General features: G+C 72.6%; 1 protein-coding gene. It reads right to left on the bottom strand.

The window, feature by feature from the left end; genetic code table 11:
* The coding region (locus AC5LUJ_RS13080) for a universal stress protein (protein ID WP_493465004.1) at positions 1-918 on the bottom strand (918 nt) is incomplete at its 3' end.
* Positions 919-1,039 lie beyond the last annotated feature (121 nt).

The raw sequence follows: 1,039 nt of genomic DNA, 5'->3' as shown, positions 1-1,039 counted from the left end.
GTGATGGGTGCAACGCTGGCTGGTCGAGCCCAGCAGCAGCTCGGCGAAGCCCTCGTGGCCGCGGGCGCCGACGACGAGCAGCTGGGCGCCGGCGGCCTGCCGGATCAGGGTGGTCCCCGCGGCGCCGAGCATGAGCCCGGCGTCCACCCTGACGTCCGTGCGGCCGCCCAGCCCCTTCACCAGGGTGTCCTCGAGCAGGGCCTGGGCCGCCTTCTCCAGTCCTTCTCCCTCGAAGCCGGCGTAGTAGCCGGTGTACATCGCCGGCGCGGGCATCCAGACGTGGAGGACACGTAGGGCCACTCCGCGCTGGGCCGCTGCCGTGGCCGCCCAGCGCAGCGCGTTGATCGAGCCATCCGAGCCGTCCACCCCGACGAGCACCGGACGCTTCTCCCGCGGCGCGGTGATCACCTGGCCGTTACGCCGCTCGTGCCCGCGGCCCTGTTCCGGGGCCCAGCGGACCACCACGACGGCGCCGGCCGACATGTGCACGCAGGCGTCGCTGACGGAGCCCGTCACAAGGCGGCGCAGGCGCCCCGAGCCCCGCGCGCCGATCACGAGCATCTGCGCGTTGGCGGCCGTGTTGAGCAGGGCTTCGACCGGGTCGGCGCGCACGGGCCGCCCGGTGATCGTGACGGCTGGCGCGGTGGCGCGGTTCCGTTCGATGGCTTCGCGCAGGAGCTTCTCGGCCGCCGCCGCGAGATCGTCGGCGTTGTGCGACGGGACATGGCTGGCCAGTACCCGTGGGCAGCGCTCGACGGACCAGGCGAACACCACGCGCACGGTCGCGCCATCGCGCCGTGCTTCGTCGACGGCCCAGCTCAGCGCTTTGCCGGCGTCCTCGGACAGGTCCGTCCCCACGACGATTTCCCGGCTTTCCCGGATCTCTCGAGTACCCCGGATATCCCGGATCTCCTGCATGCCAGCCTCCTTCATGAGCGGATCGGGCCTCGTCCGCATGGCCGGTGGCGATCGGTGACCGTATACCCATCCGGGTCCCTGCTGATCCGCTCGTGCGGGCGCGCCGTGCGCGGAGTTTCCC

Source organism: Protofrankia sp. CiP1_Cm_nod3, assembly GCF_982290655.1.
Note: the sequence above shows the minus strand (reverse complement) of the source record. Positions and strands in the feature narration are given on the sequence as shown.